This is a genomic window from Rubinisphaera margarita (assembly GCF_022267515.1).
In the GTDB taxonomy this organism is placed as follows: domain Bacteria; phylum Planctomycetota; class Planctomycetia; order Planctomycetales; family Planctomycetaceae; genus Rubinisphaera; species Rubinisphaera margarita.
On the sequence record NZ_JAKFGB010000012.1, the window covers coordinates 42,978 to 58,794 of the forward strand.

General features: G+C 58.3%; 11 protein-coding genes. 4 read left to right on the forward strand and 7 right to left on the reverse strand.

Features of this window, described 5'->3' with window-relative positions; all coding sequences use genetic code 11:
• Together L1A08_RS08775 and L1A08_RS08780 are read right to left on the reverse strand one after the other, a co-directional pair.
• On the reverse strand, window positions 1–1,290 hold the full coding sequence (locus tag L1A08_RS08775) for an ABC transporter substrate-binding protein (protein ID WP_238755960.1): 1,290 nt from the start codon (window positions 1,288–1,290) through the stop codon (window positions 1–3).
• 47 nt (window positions 1,291–1,337) lie between these two features.
• Complete coding sequence (locus tag L1A08_RS08780; RefSeq protein WP_238755961.1) at window positions 1,338–2,294, reverse strand: response regulator; 957 nt, start codon at window positions 2,292–2,294, stop codon at window positions 1,338–1,340.
• Window positions 2,295–2,763: 469 nt separating this feature from the next.
• Here L1A08_RS08780 and L1A08_RS08785 point away from each other — a divergent pair, with 469 nt between their 5' ends.
• The 4 genes from L1A08_RS08785 to L1A08_RS08800 all read left to right on the forward strand — a co-directional run bounded on the left by L1A08_RS08785 (window position 2,764) and on the right by L1A08_RS08800 (window position 9,407).
• Complete coding sequence (locus L1A08_RS08785; protein WP_238755962.1) at window positions 2,764–3,297, forward strand: sigma-70 family RNA polymerase sigma factor; 534 nt, start codon at window positions 2,764–2,766, stop codon at window positions 3,295–3,297.
• On the forward strand, window positions 3,297–4,922 hold the full coding sequence (locus tag L1A08_RS08790) for a LamG-like jellyroll fold domain-containing protein (RefSeq protein ID WP_238755963.1): 1,626 nt from the start codon (window positions 3,297–3,299) through the stop codon (window positions 4,920–4,922). The genes L1A08_RS08785 and L1A08_RS08790 overlap by 1 nt, the downstream gene beginning before the upstream one ends.
• A 90-nt stretch (window positions 4,923–5,012) precedes the next feature.
• Window positions 5,013–7,883 carry a PSD1 and planctomycete cytochrome C domain-containing protein gene (locus L1A08_RS08795; protein ID WP_238755964.1) on the forward strand — a complete coding sequence of 957 codons (2,871 nt, stop codon included), beginning with the start codon at window positions 5,013–5,015 and terminating at the stop codon, window positions 7,881–7,883.
• A gap of 126 nt (window positions 7,884–8,009) precedes the next feature.
• Entirely contained in the window at window positions 8,010–9,407 is a 1,398-nt protein-coding gene (locus L1A08_RS08800; RefSeq protein WP_238755965.1) for a DUF1501 domain-containing protein, read from the forward strand.
• 218 nt (window positions 9,408–9,625) lie between these two features.
• Here the strand turns inward: L1A08_RS08800 and L1A08_RS08805 are convergent, their stop codons facing one another.
• The 5 genes from L1A08_RS08805 to L1A08_RS08825 all read right to left on the reverse strand — a co-directional run bounded on the left by L1A08_RS08805 (window position 9,626) and on the right by L1A08_RS08825 (window position 15,709).
• On the reverse strand, window positions 9,626–11,299 hold the full coding sequence (locus L1A08_RS08805; RefSeq protein WP_238755966.1) for a sulfatase family protein: 1,674 nt from the start codon (window positions 11,297–11,299) through the stop codon (window positions 9,626–9,628).
• Window positions 11,300–11,357: 58 nt separating this feature from the next.
• Window positions 11,358–12,632, reverse strand: a complete 1,275-nt coding sequence (locus L1A08_RS08810) for a tagaturonate epimerase family protein (RefSeq protein ID WP_238755967.1) — start codon at window positions 12,630–12,632, stop codon at window positions 11,358–11,360.
• Between the two features lie 98 nt (window positions 12,633–12,730).
• Entirely contained in the window at window positions 12,731–13,642 is a 912-nt protein-coding gene (locus L1A08_RS08815; RefSeq protein ID WP_238755968.1) for a family 16 glycosylhydrolase, read from the reverse strand.
• Between the two features lie 61 nt (window positions 13,643–13,703).
• The gene (locus tag L1A08_RS08820) at window positions 13,704–14,729 is read right to left on the reverse strand and encodes a zinc-binding alcohol dehydrogenase family protein (protein WP_238755969.1); all 1,026 of its coding nucleotides are present in this window, start codon (window positions 14,727–14,729) and stop codon (window positions 13,704–13,706) included.
• Window positions 14,726–15,709 carry an aldo/keto reductase gene (locus L1A08_RS08825; protein ID WP_238755970.1) on the reverse strand — a complete coding sequence of 328 codons (984 nt, stop codon included), beginning with the start codon at window positions 15,707–15,709 and terminating at the stop codon, window positions 14,726–14,728. The genes L1A08_RS08820 and L1A08_RS08825 overlap by 4 nt, the downstream gene beginning before the upstream one ends.
• Window positions 15,710–15,817 lie beyond the last annotated feature (108 nt).

A 15,817-nucleotide genomic window follows, 5' to 3' on the forward strand; every position in this document is an offset into this window, starting at 1 on the left:
TCAGGTCGTCAGGAGTTCGTACCAGCGAACGAGGCTGTACTCGTAGGAATCCATGACCGTATTCCAGACCGCGACCCGGCTGAATCGGTTCAGATAAGATCCACCCGTGCGAGCTGCGCCCGCCCGCACGGCAATGCGGCCATCGGCATCGGTCAAATGATGAGGTGCTGGTTTTCCCTCGTACCAGTAAGACCATTCTCCGGGCGAAAGGTAATCCCGGGCCCGTTCGGGGATGGCGATGTAATAGCCCTGCCGAGCCATGTAAGCACCGGCCCAGCCTTCGAGCCACCAGTTCATGTAGGCGTAGGCGGCATCTTTGGCTCGCCCGCTTGTCTTGGAAGACAGGCAGAGCACACCATGCCAGCCTCGATATCCTTCCCGCGGAGCCGCGTACGTAACCGGGATGCCAAGGCCATTCAGCGTCGATGCCGCTGGGGAGAACATGCTCTCAATGACCACCCGGCCGCTCTTCATGAAGCTGACCGACTGAGGCACCGAGTTCCAGAGTCCACTGAAGTGACCCCGCAGTTTGTAATCCATCAGGATTTCGAACAGCTGGTCGACTTCGATGCGGGTGAGATTGCCAATGTCGGCAAACTCAATCAGACGTCGCGACTGAGCAGCAAGAGCCAGATCGAAGATTCCAATGGCTGGCTCGTTGACGACACCGACACGCCCATGGAACCGATTGTCGAGTAGCCAGCCCCAACTTTCGGTTTCGTAAGGAATGCCCTGAGGCACGATCGAAGTGTTGTATCCGAATGAGTCGACGTTATGAACATAAGGAACGAAGCTGATCTGCGGGGAGTCGTCTGCTCCGAGAGAATCGTCCGCCTGAACATGAAGGAGTTTGTGAGGAGCATCCCCGGCTCCGATTGGCATGTCGGGTGTGAGTTTGCCTGATTTGGTCAGCGAGTTAATCTCGTTCCAGCGAGCAATGCGGTCTTTGGAGATCGGCTGGATGGCATTGGCCTGCCAGAGAATATTGATGCTGTTCGACCATTGTTCGTAGACGTCGAATGTCTCGGGACGCATCGAGGCTTTCTGCAGAACCGTCGCGCTGCCGCCCGGCTCGAAGCGAATCCTGAAGCCGAGATCCTTCTCCGCTTGACGCCGTATATCTTCGCGCAGTGTGACGTCCGTTCCGAGCACGCGGAGAACAAAATCGTTCTTCGAGGCATGCACCGCCGGCGGAGAAATCAACCAGGAGGCCACAGCGGCAGAACTTCCACGCAGAAACTCACGTCGCGAACTTGTTGACGAATTTGCGAGGGGACCGTATTCGTCCATGGGAACTCTCCTGCAGCAATGTTAGGACTGACCTGAGCGAGTTCGAGTCAGCTGTGGACAGCCTCGCTGGGAGACCGCTTCATCCGGCTGGCGTCGGGCGACGTCATCTTGCAGAGAGAAAGCCGCCGTCCGCCGTCGGAGAAGACGCACATGTCCATGAACTCGCGGATCAATAACAAACCTCGGCCGCTTGGGATCGACAGATTCTCTTCCTCGCGAGGATCAGCGACCGCGGTAAAGTCGAAGCCGGGACCCTCGTCAATCAGTTCCGCTTCGAACCGGCTGCCGGTAATTTTGAACTCGATCTGGACGTGGCGGTCTCCATACTCGGTAGATCGCGACCGTTCGGCGATGAGCGCGTAGTAGTCATCGAGCGAATCATTGCGGATGTCGGAGCTGATCTCCAGGTTTCCGTGAATGATGCTGTTCAGGACTGCTTCTTCGACGGCGATCAAAATGCGACCGCGAGTGCGGCGATCGATCTGAGAGCCACGAATGAGAGAAGCCTTCAGTTCTTCGATGAGAGAAGGGACGACGCTTGTATCGCTCGGCAACCGATAACGGAATTCGCAGTGTTCCAGATGAGTCTTCAGCACTTCCTGCTTCTGCTTGCGGAAGATCGAGTGTTCGACGGCGTCGAGAGCTTCGCCCAGATGCACGCGGATGTTGATCTTCGAGACGTAACTGGTCGCACCTCGGCGCAAGGCATCGATGGCGGACTGCTCGTCTCCTTTTCCTGTTACGGCGATGACCGGAATATGCAGATCCGCCTGTTCGATGGCGGAAATGAGTTCCAATCCGTTTTCCAGGCGGCGACTTTCACCAATCAGCTCCACATCAGTCAGCGCATAGTCGAAATTCTTCTCGCCGATCAGGCGGACAGCTTCTTCGAGAGTCGTTGCCGTCGTGATTTCAACATTGCCCCGCTTCTGCAGCATCAACTGCATCACCTTGAGCCAGGACGTGTCATCATCAATCACGAGAACGCGAAAGGGAGTTTTCATGGTGGAGTACCTCGTTCGTAGACTTCGTAGAATAGAATCAGCGGCTCATGCATATCGCAGCCGCAAAGTGACCCCTCCCGCTTCACTGCCAGAGGCCGAGAAAACGAGGCAGGGCACAGGGAGAAAGGAAACAGCGTAGAGTGTCAGGGCCCACCAGCAGACACTCGCCAATACGCGTCCCAGCAGGGTGAAGAATCACAGTTGAGAGAAGTCGAAGAAAGCTGGTCGCGTAATCAATATGTCGTCATTTCGCGATATAATGTCGGGCCAATCCGTCGAAAGCCTGCCTGGCTACGGATATTTACTGAGCGAATTGAACGAATTCTTTCAAGTGGATCAATCCGACCTGAACATTGTGTGAACAATTCACAAGTTGGCGACTTTGGGCCGGGAAGTCAGGATCCCGACGTATTCCTGACTTTTGATGGGATTTCTGTTAACCCCCGCCTTAATCCTGGAATATGCACATATGAGCGAGCCCACTTCCCAGCCTGAAGCCCAATTCGTCGCCGAGCTGACCGCGTGTCAGTTGCCGCTGACGCTTTACATACGGTCGCTGCTTCCCGGCGATTCGGGTGCGGGCGATGTGGCTCAGCAAACCAATGCCAAGATCTGGGAGAAGCGGGACGAATTCGAGCCGGGCACCAATTTCAAGGCCTGGGCCTTCGCCATCGCTCGCTACGAAGTCCTGAACTACCGCAAACAACAGGCTCGCGACGCCCGGTTCGTCTTCAGCCAGGAGCTGGAACAGACCATCGCGTCGGAGATCGAAGATACAGACGATCTTGAAGAACGTCAGGAAGCTCTGCGGCTCTGCCTGCAGGAATTGCGTCCGCGAGATCGCGAACTGCTCGTGAGTCGTTACGCCAGCTCTGCGACGTTGGCGGAATACGCGGAAGTCGTCGGCCGGAGTGTCGGCGGACTCAAAGTGACGCTGCATCGGCTGCGGACCGCGCTTCTGGAATGTATGAAACGTCGCCTCAGCAAGTGGGGGACTGCCTGATGAAGAACACAGAACTCCGACAACTGATCGACGCGGCTCTCGAAGGCCAGATTTCGGAAGCGGACTTTCTCCGTCTCGAAGCCGAACTGAGCGTCGATCCGGAAGCTCGGCAGGAATACTACGATCGCATTCTGCTGACGCAGCTCCTCGCCGCAGAAGCCGGCGAACAGAATGGCGAACAGCAGGCTCCGACTCCGACAACACGGGCCCGAGTCGCCGTCCGTCACTGGCGGTGGGCCTTTGCGGGAATGGCTTCGGTTTGCGCCGCTCTCCTGGCTGTCATGATTGCCCAGCGACCGGATGCTCCCGTGATTATCGGGCAGCCACGAGTCGCTGAGGCACAGGGCGAAACCGGTGAGCAGCGAGAACAGGAATCATCCGGATATGCGATTGTCTCCGGTCAGGTCGATCCGATCTGGGCCGATGAGACAACTCTGGCTCACGGAAGCATGGTGCCGCCGGGCGAACTGCATCTTCAGAGCGGGGTGGCTCAGTTCGAACTGTTCAGCGGCGTCACGCTGGTTGTCGAAGGCGAAGCCCGCTTCTCAATTCTGTCTCCCATGGAAGTCCTGGTGACACAGGGCAAAGTGCGGGCACGAGTTCCGGAGCCTGCTCAGGGTTTCCGCGTTCTGACCGACGCCGGCGAAGTCGTCGATCTCGGAACTGAATTCGCCGTCGATGTGACAGCCGAAGGCTCCGAAGTCCACGTTCTCGATGGCGAAATTGACTGGCATCCGCGCGGTCTTCCGGCTCAACGTCTGGAGCAGGGGGATGCGACTCGCCTGGCAGGCGGTGTCGAAGTGCCGATCGCAGCGAATTCCTCCCGATTCGTCGGTCCCGAAGAGCTGCAACAACGGCTGAAGAATCGAGCCGAGACGCGTATTTCCCAGTGGGAAGCAACGACTCGCGAACTGGCTGAAGATCCCGAGCTGATCGCCCATTATCAGATGTCCTCGTCTCGCCGACGGCTGGAGAATCTGGCTGAAGCGACGCGGGAACCGGCCAGTGAAGGGGCGGTCGTGGCGGCTGCTCCGGCAGCGGATCGTTGGGGACGTCCTGCCCAGGCCCTCGATTTCAGTCCGGCTGGCAGCCGCGTGCGGGTTCATGTTCCCGGCGAATATCAGAATCTGACCATGATCTGCTGGGTGAAGATCAACAGCCTCGACCGCTGGTACAACTCGCTGTTCCTGACCGATGGTCATGAACTCGGCGAGCCACACTGGCAGATTATGGACGACGGTCGCCTGTTCTTTTCCGTCAAAAAATACGAGCCGCCTTTTGAAAAAGGCATGCAAGATAAACACATCTTCTACTCACCGAAATTCTGGGACACGTCGTTGAGTGGTCGCTGGCTGATGCTGGCCACCGTTTACGACGGAACTCAGAAGCAGGTCACGCATTATCTGAACGGTTCGATCCTGAACCGTGAAGAGATTCCTGAAGAGTACCTGGTCGACAAGATTCACATTGGCGACGCCTCGTTGTGTAACTGGGGCCTGCCGAGCCGAAATCAACCGCGATTTGCGATTCGGAACCTGAACGGTTCGCTCGACGAATTCATGTTGTTCAGCGAGCCACTTTCCGAACAGGACATCCAGCAACTCTACGACGTCGGCAAACCCTGACGTCGCAGAATTCTGGCACACATTCCAGGCACAATCAGAACCGATCAACTGATCCCCGGACACGACACCAAACTCCCGGAGACTCGTTTTATGTCGAAATCATCCTTCAAACTCGCGTCCTGCCTCGCACTCATGGCGGGACTGATCTGCTCGACAGCGGTGGCCGAAGAGCATACCGCTGCCGAACGTGAATTCACGCTCAAGGTCCTGCCGCTTCTCAAGCAGAAGTGTCAGGGCTGCCACGGCGGCGATGCGTCGGACATCAAAGGGGAGTTCAGCGTGCTCGATCGCGAGCATCTGCTTTCGGGCGGGGAATCGGGCGAAGCAGCCGTGATTCCCGGTCAGCCGGAAGAGGGAACGCTCCTGCCGGCTCTCCGCTGGGAATCCTGGGAGATGCCTCCGAAGGAGAATGATCGTCTGACTGACGAAGAGATCGCCGTCATTGAACGCTGGATCAAAGCCGGCGCTCCGTGGCCCGATGAAGCGACGCGTCAGAAGATCAGCGAAGCGGAATGGAACGTCGAGTCGAACGAAGACGGCCGCATGGTTCGCACCAGTGGCGGGACATCGGAAGAATGGACCAACCGTCGCTACGAGCCGAACGACCTGTGGGCTTTTGAGCCGGTTCGGGACCGCGAAGACCTTCTGCCGGGTGACCATAATCTGGCCGAATCTATCGATATCTTCATCGAACGGTCGCTGAGCGAAGCTGACCTCAAACCGACCGAAGAAGCTTCGCCGCGAGCATTGATTCGCCGCGCGACGTTCGATCTGCACGGTCTTCCTCCCACGCCGGAAGAAGTCGATGCGTTCGAAACCGCCTGGAATATGGATGCCGAGCAGGCCTGGTCCGATCTGATCGATCGACTGCTGGCCAGTCCGCGGTACGGAGAACGATGGGGCCGGCACTGGCTCGATGTGACCCGCTACGCCGACACCGGCGGAATGTCGAACGATTACGAACGTTCCAACATGTGGCGCTATCGTGATTACGTCATTCGTGCGTTCAATGAAGACAAGCCGTATAACGAGTTCATCGTGGAGCAGCTGGCTGGAGATGAACTGGCCGATCAATCGGTGCGGGAACGCACGGGGGGATCGATCAAAGAGATTCATCAGACGCAGCTCAATGGCGACTACACGCCAGAAGAAGCGGAGATGATTGTCGCGACCGGGTTCCTTCGCCTTGGTCCGTGGGACAACGCCATGATCGAGGCTGACGAAGCTCGTCAGATCTATCTCGACGACGTCGTCAACATCACCGGGCAGACGTTCCTCGCTCAAACGCTCCGTTGCTGCAAATGTCACGATCATAAGTTTGACCCGATTCCGACCCGGGATTACTACCGGATGTACTCGGCCTTTTCGACGACGCATATGGCCGAGCGTCCCGTCCCGTTGCTTCCGGAAGAGAATACCGATGAGTTCGAGGCAGGCCGTGCTCACGTGCAGCGGATGCTCGACTTCGCGAAGTCGGAACGCGACAAGCTGATCGACAAACAGGAAGCCGCTGCTCGCGTCTGGTTTGAAGAGCGGGGTCTGCCATACAAGGACGAAAATGCCCGGAAAGACCTGCCGGATGAAGAGAAGCCGCCGCGTCACGTCGGTCTCGACCACGTCGAGCAGGGGCAGCTTAAGGTCCGCGAACAGGATGTCTGGATCTGGACGCGGCGTCTCGAACGCTACGAGCCGATGGCTCAGAGCGTGTACAACGCCGAAGCTGCGACGATGGCCTGGAATGGAGCCCGGAAGCTGCGGATTGACCGAAAGACGCAGCCGAAAGAAAAGCTCGTGAACTACATCCTGACTGGTGGCGCACTCACCGCCACAGGCGATGAAGTTCTTCCCGGCGTACTCAGTGTGCTGGGGCTTCCGGTGAATGTGTCCGCACCCGATCCGTATCTGACGACCAGTTCCGCAGACGGACGCCGTCTCGATCTGGCCCGCTGGATTGCCAATCCGGAGAACGCACTCACAACGCGTTCCATCGTAAACCGAATCTGGCAGAACCACTTCGGAACCGGACTTGCCGCCAACTCCAATAACTTTGGAGCGAAGGGCGCACGTCCCTCGCATCCGGAATTACTCGATTTCCTGGCCGACGACTTTGTCGATCATGGCTGGACGTTCAAGCGGCTGCATCGGGAGATCATGCTTTCCGATGTCTACCGCCGTGGAACCGTTCCCGTCGATGCCGAGAAGGTGGCCGAAGCCGATCCGAACAATCGGTTGTTGTCCTACTTCCCGCGCCGCCGACTGTCAGCCGAAGAACTCCGCGATGGCATTCTGGCGATCACCGGAGAACTCGAACACTGCGATGGCGGACTGCCGGTCAAACCGGAGATCAATATGGAAGTGGCTCTGCAGCCTCGGATGATTCAGTTCTCACTCGCCCCGGCTTACCAGCCGTCGCCGACTCCGGAACTGCGCAACCGACGGACTGTTTACGCCTATCACGTTCGCGGTCAATCGGACCCGTTCATGGAGCTGTTCAACCAGCCGAATCCGAACGAGTCGTGCGAACTGCGTGAAACGGCTGCGGTCACGCCGCAGGTCTTCACGCTGCTCAACAGCGACATGATTAACGACCGGGCGATTGCTCTGGCTCTGCGACTGCAGCGGGAAGAAGAGACGATTGCTGAACAGATCGATCGAGCTTTCCGGCTCGTCTTCGGGCGGCACGCTTCCACTCAGGAGAAGGACTGGATGACTTCCTATGTGACCGACATGCAGAAGTATCACGAAGGGATCTCGCCGGAACCGGTGGAGTATCCGACAGAGATTACTCGATCGCTGGTCGAGGAATTCTCCGGGGAGCCGTTCAAGTACACCGAGATTCTCCCGGTCTTCGAACGCTACGAAGCCGATCCCAAGGCGGCTGATGTTTCTCCAGAAACCCGGGCGCTGACCGATTTCTGTCTACTGCTGTTGAACACGAACGAATTCATGTACGTCGAATAGAAGCCTGGAGCAGTTGACTCAGGGACGCGGTTCCATCCGCGTCACCTGGGCTGTTCTGGGAAACAAGCCGCACAATTGCGGACATATGGTAGAGCGATTCGCTCCAGGACCAGAAAGGACTATGTCATGTTCGATAAAATTTCTCGCCGTGAGGCGCTGTACGGTCTCGGGGCCTCGCTGGGAAGTGTGGCCCTCTCCAGCCTGCTCAGCTCGGAGGCAAAGGCGGCTTCCGAATCGCCGCTGGCTCCGAAATCGCCGGGACAGCCGGGACGGGCCAAGAATGTCATCATGCTCTTCATGGAGGGCGGCCCCGGACAGATGGATACGTTTGATCCGAAGCCCGAACTGCGACGTCTCCACAAGTCGGAGTCGAAGCTGAGTGCCGGCCAGGAGAAGGGCTTCAAGTTCTTCGTCGGCAGCCCGTTCGGCTTCCGCAAGGTGGGCGATGCCGGTATCGAAATGTGTGATCAGTGGAAGTATCTCGCCGATCCGTTCATCGCCAACGAGTTCTGCAACTTCCGCGGCTGCCAGGCCGAATCGCTCAACCATCCGGAAGCTCTGTTCCACATGAATACCGGCAGCCGCCTCGGTGGCGACCCGGCCGTGGGAGCCTGGGCGACGTATGGTCTCGGAACCGAGAACCAGAACCTGCCCGGGTATGTCGTCATGACCGAACTGGCGTTGCCGCAGGGCGGGCCGACCAACTGGAGCAACGGTTTCCTGCCGCCTCACTATCAGGGAACGCGGCTGCGACCGGAAGGTTCGCCGATTCTCGATCTGGTTCCTCCGCAGTACAAATCGCGGGCACATCAGCGTCGTGCCCTTGATGAACTTTCGCGAATGAACGCGAACTATCAAAGTTCGCTCGGCATTGAAGATCAGAAACTGAACGCCCGGATGGACAGCTACGAGCTTGCCTTCCGCATGCAGACCGAAGTGCCTGATGTGATCGACCTCTCTCAGGAAACCGCTTCGACGATCGACATGTACGGTCTCAACGATGCGGAGACCTCGACCTTCGGCCGCCAGTGTCTCATGGCCCGCCGGCTCGTTGAGAGCGGTGTCCGTTTTGTGCAGATCTTCAGCGGTGGCTGGGACAGCCACGACTATCTCGAACGGGGCCACTCGTCCCGGATCAAGAGCGTCGACAAGCCGATGGCGGCTCTGATTCGCGACCTGAAGCTGCGGGGCATGCTCGAAGATACGCTCGTCATCTGGACCGGCGAATTCGGCCGCACGCCCGACAACAACAAGCGAGGCGGCGTCTACTCTCTGGGCCGTGGTCACAACAATCAGGCCATGACCATGATGCTCGCCGGGGGCGGCGTGAAACCGGGAATCGTCGGGGCGACCGACGAACTCGGGTCCACAGCCGTGGAATGTGTCCATCCCATCCGCGACCTGCACGTGACATTGCTGCACCTGCTCGGACTGGATGACAACAAGCTCACCTACTTCCACGCCGGCCGCTTCAAGCAACTCAGCCAGTTCGGCGGCGAAATCATCCCCGAGATGCTCGCCTGACCGAAGCATGAGACGAAAGGCGTCCCCCACGGGACGCCTTTTTTATGCGCCTGTCCGGAGAATTTCCCAACCCGAAGCGTGAGCGAGGGCCGCATGTGAAATCGCCCTCACTGACGCTTTGGGTTGGGATTGGATTCTCAACGGGCGCATGGAAAAAGCGTCAGCCGGGCGAACTGCTCGTGCTGACGCTTTGGTTTTCTGGGCGATGTCGCCGGGGCTTATTTCCCTTTGTGGGTTACGATGTTTCGTTTCCCTTCTTTGAGTTCCTGCTGACGTCGCTTGAGGTACTCGTGAGAGATTTCACGGGCCTTCTCTTTGGCGGCTTCGTCGTATTCCCAGAATTCCTGGATGACTTCCTCGCAGGCCGGGTAATGGCGGCCGTCGTCGCCGACTCGGCTTCGCGTTTCGGCCAGACGTCGCTTGAGTTCGGCGACCAGCTCGGCCTGCTCGGGATCGTCGTAAAGATTCCGGGTTTCGTGCGGATCGTTGACGAGGTCATACAGTTCCCAGCCGGGCGGAGTCCGATAGCCGCCATCGTAGTTGCAGCCGTAGTAGAAGATCAGCTTGTGAGTCTTCGTTCGCAGGCCGACGTGAGCCGGGTTGTCGTGATGAGCCATGTGCATCCAGTAGCGATAATACGCTTCCTGCTTCCAGTCTTTCGGCTCTTTGCCCGTTTCGAGCATCGACTTGAAGGAACGGCCCTGGACCGACTGCGGAATCGATCCGCCGGCAAACTCGAGCAGTGTCGGAGCGTAGTCGACGTTCTCGACGATGGCGTCGATCTTCTGCCCTGCGGGAATCGTTTTGGAATAGCGAACCAGAAACGGCATCCGCTGCGACTCTTCGTACATCCAGCGTTTGTCCTGGTAGTCGTGCTCGCCGAGCATGAAACCCTGGTCGGCCGTGTAAACGATCAGCGTGTTATCGAGCTGTCCGGTTTCCTCAAGATGCGCGAACAGGCGGCCGAGATTGTCATCAATCCCTTTCACACAGCGAAGAAACTTCCGCAGATAAGCGTTGTACGCCATCCGGGTGTTCTCTTCTTCGCTGTAGTCGGCTGGATCGTAGTTTTCGGGGAACTCATCGGGGTACATTTCTGGCAGATCGAGCAGATACGAACGGCGAGGATTACGGGAGCCGATGGACGTGCCGATATGCGGAATGAGCTCATCATCCGCCCCGCGAGTGGCGAGCGAGCCGAACTTCGGATCGCGATGCCAGAGCGTTTCCGGAGCGGGGATGTCGACGCCGGCCAGATAGCTTTCGTAGCGGGCGGCGTTGTCGAAGTAATCGTGGGGAGCCTTGAAGTGATGCATCAGGAAGAAGGGCTTCTCCTGATCCCAGCCTTCTTTCAGCCACTCGAGGGAAAGATCGGTGATGGCATCGGTCACATGCTTGTCATCGAAGTGAATCGAGTTCTTGCCCCACGGCTTGTCGCCACGAACGAGGAACTTCGGATTGTGATATTCCCCCTGTCCGGGCAGAACGCAGTAGTGATCGAAATCAGCCGGTTCGGCTTTCAGATGCCATTTGCCGATCATCGCCGTCTGATAGCCGGCTTTGCGCATCTGCAGCGCGAGCATCTGCTTGCCGGGCACGACTTCTCCACTCAAGTCGAACGCACCGTTGATGTGGTTGTACTGACCGGTCAGTACACAGGCGCGGGACGGAGAGCAGATCGAGTTGGTGCAGAAGGCGTTGGTGAACAGGGCACCTTCGTTGGCCAGCCGATCCAGATTCGGCGTGGGCGCGATTTCCGCGAGCCGTCCGCCGTATGCGGAGATCGCATGGGCGGCATGGTCGTCGGACATGATGTAAAGAATATTGGGCCGATCCGCAGCCGTCAGAATCGACGGCAGGGTCAGCATAAAGAGGAGGACCAGAAATCTCATCAAACACTTCTCCCGATTGAAAACGATTCACTCACGAGCAGGGGCCACACTTGACCTCTTACAGACCCTGTTTGAGTGCTTCGAGATGACGGCTGAAGTGGTCGGCCAGAACCTCGGTGTAGGTGTCCGGATGAGCTTCCAGCACGGATCGAATAGCCGGTCCCAGTTCGGGGTCCGTCAGAGTGGAGCCGAAGGTGCAGTGCAGAATCTGTCGGCCCGGCTCGGTGAAGCCTTTGCCTTCCGGCACATCGGCCCAGCGTTCGAGGTAAACCTGTTCGAGTCGCGTTCCGTCCAGACCGTCATCAGCCGGAACGCCGTTCAGGGTCGCCGAGACGTGATACGTCGCCTTGTCGACATCGTACCGCTCGCGGCCGAAGCGAATCAGTTTGCGGAAGAGAGCTTCATCGTGACGGGCCACGACACGCAACGCTTCGAGGTAGCTCGTTCCGGCGGTCTTCACATGGAACTGCCCTTTGGTCGCGCGGGCCAGGGCGGGGTACATCGAGATCTTGTCGGAGCCGGAGTGAAGACTCAGCTTGTACGGTCCGATCATTTCCGCGATCGCGGCATGATCGTTCAGAGCCGTTTCCAGATCGGACAGGCTGCCTTTGTAGTCGACGCCTTTCTCCAGTTCCCCCGGGAAACGGGGGGCGAGGCTGACGAGCTTCATGCCCGCTTTGAGGCACTGATCGGCGATGATGTAATGTTCGGCCAGCGTGGTCGGCTGATCGGTTTCGTCGACCGAGAGTTCGATTTCGTAATCCCGGCCGGCGGCTTCGTGGACCGAGCGGATGTGATTGCCAAGATTGATGGCCCGCTGAATAGCCGCTCCATACTTCACGGCTGCCCGCATGCAGGCTTCTTCGGTCAGTGAGATCTCCGTGCCGGTCGAGAGTTTGATCGACTTGCCGAGGTAACCGTCGTACCAGGGGGCGGATGCTTTGGCGGTCTCGAACTTCTCACGCAGTTCCGCTTCGGAATAGTCGTCCGCCTTCTGGTCGACATCGTCAGACGGATCGATGGTGAAGAACGTGAAGCCGGCGGCAAAGGTCAGGTCGACATCGGCCGGAGTCTTCAGGTGGTCGGCATCGGCTCCGATGCGTCCGGTCCAGCCCGCTTCGCGAGCGCCGTTGAGGGCGTCGCTCATCACTTCATCGGCGGTCCGTTTGGTTCGCGTCATTTCGCGAATCGACTGCTGCGGGAAGATCGGCTCGATGCCGGACCCAGAACGCTGCATGGCGGCGACATGCCCCGGCGTGGCCAGGCCGATCCGGTCTCCGAAACCAAAACTCGGCGACAGTCCCAGGGTTACGCATTGTGTTTCGTTACTCATTGATCGTTATCTTTCTCTAGTCGATAAAGTTCTGGTGATGATTCGGAAGACGTGTGCCAGCGGAAGCGAAGTCTTTCGGTCCGGCGGCACGGCCAGGATCAATCGGCGGCGTCCTGCTTCACGAGCTGATAAACGCGGATCCAATCGACCCACATGATGGACTTGGTGGTGTCGGCAAGCTCTTCGTCGGTCGGGGTGATGCCTTCGTCCGATCGCCAGTCCTGATCTTCACTGTCGATGATCAGGTGCATCGGTTTGCTCAGACCCGTTCCGTCCGTGTATCCCAACGGATCGATCCTGGATTCGCCGGAGACGGTTCGTACGAGTTTGCCATCGACGTAGTACTCAAGATGCCACGGGGCGCGCCAGTAGACTCCAACGCGGTGGAAGTCCTGCTGCCAGTTCGTGCCGTCGTTGTACCAGCTACCCGGATCGGTCGGCTGGTAATCCTGAAATGGCTTGCGAATGAAAACGTGATGACTCAGGTGCAGCCGCTTCGCCGCCCAGCCCTCAGTCGGTCGTTGACTGCCATAGGCTTCGACGATGTCGATCTCCTGTGTCGAATCGCCGCTGAGCATCCAGACGGCGGACGCGAGAACGAGTCCGTTCAGCTTCACCTTCGCTTCCACAAACAGCGGATAGACGAACGTCTCTTTCGAGGAAATCGCGCCGGTGTAGACCTTGTCCGTCCCCGGCTTGCGACTCGCATGAATCCCAAGATGCCCGTCTTTGACGTAGGAATGCCCCGGATTGAACTCGGTCTTTCCCGGGCCGAGCCACGGATTGATGAACGAGTCTTTCCATCGTCGCGTGAACTCGGCTGGTTTGTCTGTCGGAGGAGCTTCGTAGTTGAAGTCATCCGAGACGGGGTGCAGCTTCCAGGTGTATCCATCGCCAGCGGAGACAGGCACTTCGATCGCATCCCAGTCCGCTGCTTCTGTTGGGGAGCAGATGAGACAGAGAAACGCCGTTGTTGTTGCCTGGAGCAAGAGCGCTTTGACCAGGGACATGCTTGAACTCTTCCAGCGTGAATAGTGAGAGGAGCGTTGTGGTGCGGACCTCTCGAATCGGTTACGTGACTTCGATGATCGCCTTGATGACGCCGGTTTCGGGCCGCGTGAATTGCTCGAACTCGTCGATCACGGTGTCGAATGTCGTTCGGTGCGTGATCCACGGATCGGTGTCGATGGTGCCATCTTCGATCAGATTGATGATGCGGGTGAAATCGCCCGGCATCGCGTTTCGGCTCCCTTTGAGAGTCAGTTCCGGACGGTGCATGACCGGGTGAGTGAAGCTGATCTCACCAGTAGTGATGCCGACGTAAACCAGCGTGCCGGTGTGAGCACAGTAGGTCAGGGCTTTCGACATCGAGCCGTTGTGTCCGGTGGCGTCGATCACGACCGCGTACTTGTCGCCGCCAGTGATCTTTGCGATCTCTTCGTCCTCACTGCCGTCGTCACGGAACGCGATGGTGTGGGGAACGCCGTACGTTTCCCGGCAGAAGTCGAGTCGCGATTCGACCATGTCCATGACGGTAATCGTTGCACCGGTGAGGCGGACGAATTCGAGAGCAGCCAGGCCGATCGGACCGGCTCCGATGATCAGCACGTGATCACCTTCCTGCGAATCGCCGCGATCGCAGGCATGGCAGCCGATCGCCAGCGTTTCAACCAGAGCGAGCTGCTCATAGGACAGCTTCTTCGACGGATGCAGCTTCTCGGCTCGAATGAGGAACTTCTCGCAAAGGCCGCCATCGACCATCACGCCGATTACGTTCAGATTCTCGCAGCAGTTGCCATTCCCTTTGCGACAGGCATAACAGGTGCCGCAGTTCATGTAGGGTTCAACGCTGCAGCGGTCGCCGACGGAAACATTCTCGACATCCGGGCCGACTTCCAGCACTTCCACGCCCAGTTCATGACCGGGAATGCGGGGGTAGCGGAAGAACGGCATTTTGCCGAGGTAGCCGCCGTAATCGGTGCCGCAGATGCCCATGCGATGGGTTCGCACGAGGACCTGGCCCGGACCGGGGGAGCCGGGTTCGTCGATGTCGATGTGCTGAAAATTGCGGGGTTCGTGAAGTTGGATCGCTTTCATTTCGTTGCTCCCGGCACGTCGGCCGCGTCGTAGCCATAGTCGGCCGGGTTGTCGTTGTTTTCCGGGCGACCTTCGATGTAGAACCAGTTATGAATTGGCTTGAGGATCTCGAGGACCTCAGCCAGAAGCTGTTCGTCCAGCGGTTGCTCGGCCCAGTCGGCCCATTGCGAAACCCGATTCGGATTGGCGGAGCCGGTCACACAGGTGGTGAAGTCCGGATTGGCGAGGGAATACTGCATCGCCAGCTGAGCGATGTCGACGCCCTTGCTCTCGCAATGTTTCGCCGCCTTTTCGGCGATTTCTCGCACCTTTGGAGTCGCTTTGTGCCAGGCGGGCAGCGGAGCATTGGTGAGCAGCCGAGCCGAGAAGGGAGCGGCATTCATCAGGCCGACACCCTTTTCCTTGCAGATCGGCACCAGCTCCAGGGCCATGTCGTTCTGCAGGGTGTAATGGTTGTAAGTCAGCAGCACATCGATGTCGGCGTTGGCCAGAATGTACTTGAACATCTTCATCGGATAGCCGCTCACGCCGATGAATCGGACCTTCCCTTTCTCAACCTGCTTGCGGAGAGCAGGGAGGGTCTCTTCGACAATCTGCGACATCTCGACGAACTCAAGGTCGTGACAGAGCACGATGTCGAGATGATCGACCTTCATCCGCTCCAGCGAGATATCGACGCTTTCCGCGACACGGCGGGCACTGAAGTCGAAGTGCTCCCCGGCGTATCGGCCGAGCTTAGTGCCGAGGTAATAGCTGTCCCGCGGGATATCCGGCAGGACGCGACCGAGCAGCATTTCGCTCATGCCGCGGCCGTAGAAGGGGGACGTGTCGATGAAATTCATTCCGCGTTCGATGGCGACATGAACGCTGCGGAAGGCCTCGTTCAGATCGATGCTGCGGAATTCGCTTCCGAGAGAAGACGCTCCGAAGGAGAGGCTGGTCAGTTCCAGACCGGTGTTGCCGAGAGGTCGCTTTTCCAAGGCTCGTTGATCCTGCGCTAAGATTGCGATTTTATGCTTTGCATCCCTCGGGCGTATTGATGTCCCGAACGGGATGGCCGATTTCTTCATGTTCGCATTATTCGGTCG

Excerpts from the sequence above, each read along its gene's own strand:
- L1A08_RS08805 (WP_238755966.1), bottom strand. The coding sequence starts at position 11,299 with ATGAGATTTCTGGTCCTCCTCTTTATGCTGACCCTGCCGTCGATTCTG.
- L1A08_RS08780 (WP_238755961.1), bottom strand. The coding sequence starts at position 2,294 with ATGAAAACTCCCTTTCGCGTTCTCGTGATTGATGATGACACGTCCTGG.
- L1A08_RS08785 (WP_238755962.1), top strand. The coding sequence starts at position 2,764 with ATGAGCGAGCCCACTTCCCAGCCTGAAGCCCAATTCGTCGCCGAGCTG.
- L1A08_RS08815 (WP_238755968.1), bottom strand. The coding sequence starts at position 13,642 with ATGTCCCTGGTCAAAGCGCTCTTGCTCCAGGCAACAACAACGGCGTTT.
- L1A08_RS08775 (WP_238755960.1), bottom strand. The coding sequence starts at position 1,290 with ATGGACGAATACGGTCCCCTCGCAAATTCGTCAACAAGTTCGCGACGT.
- L1A08_RS08790 (WP_238755963.1), top strand. The coding sequence starts at position 3,297 with ATGAAGAACACAGAACTCCGACAACTGATCGACGCGGCTCTCGAAGGC.
- L1A08_RS08810 (WP_238755967.1), bottom strand. The coding sequence starts at position 12,632 with ATGAGTAACGAAACACAATGCGTAACCCTGGGACTGTCGCCGAGTTTT.
- L1A08_RS08800 (WP_238755965.1), top strand. The coding sequence starts at position 8,010 with ATGTTCGATAAAATTTCTCGCCGTGAGGCGCTGTACGGTCTCGGGGCC.
- L1A08_RS08795 (WP_238755964.1), top strand. The coding sequence starts at position 5,013 with ATGTCGAAATCATCCTTCAAACTCGCGTCCTGCCTCGCACTCATGGCG.
- L1A08_RS08820 (WP_238755969.1), bottom strand. The coding sequence starts at position 14,729 with ATGAAAGCGATCCAACTTCACGAACCCCGCAATTTTCAGCACATCGAC.